Raw genomic sequence first — 409 nt, 5'->3', positions numbered from 1 at the left:
TTTATACTATCAAAAGCATCTACCCTTACTGTGCTCACTTTTGAAGTTCTACAGCCTTTCATGATCTTTCCAGCGAACGCCACAAACACACCACCGACATTGGAGGATGCGAACAGGAGGGCATCTATTACCGTGTTGCCCGTGACCCATATTTTGGAAGCATCATAGCCTTCGGCCAAGAGATTATTTTTAGCACACTCGGTGGGTGCGAACAAAAGGGTGGATATGCGATCGACGAGGAGGCGATTGGCTTCCTCTGGTCTTGTATTATCGTGGCGTCTATGAATGAACCCTTCTTCACCAAAAGGCACAGTCGGTCAAACTCTGAATCCAATATAGAAAATAGCTCTTCTAACATTCCTTTTTCTTGAAGCTTCTGCCTAAAGCGTGTGAAGGTAGTATCGTCAGG

The 409-nt window shown here is 45.5% G+C and carries 1 protein-coding gene; it reads right to left on the bottom strand.

The genetic code is table 11. The annotated features are described in order from the left end of the window. Window positions 1–311: UDP-N-acetylglucosamine 2-epimerase (locus tag EZM41_RS05795; protein WP_198470188.1), on the bottom strand; the 311-nt coding region annotated here is incomplete at its 3' end. Window positions 312–409: the final 98 nt, after the last annotated feature.

Origin of the sequence: Acetomicrobium sp. S15 = DSM 107314 (assembly GCF_016125955.1) — a bacterium.
Classification (GTDB): domain Bacteria; phylum Synergistota; class Synergistia; order Synergistales; family Thermosynergistaceae; genus Thermosynergistes; species Thermosynergistes pyruvativorans.
This window is presented reverse-complemented; position numbering and strand designations above follow the sequence as displayed.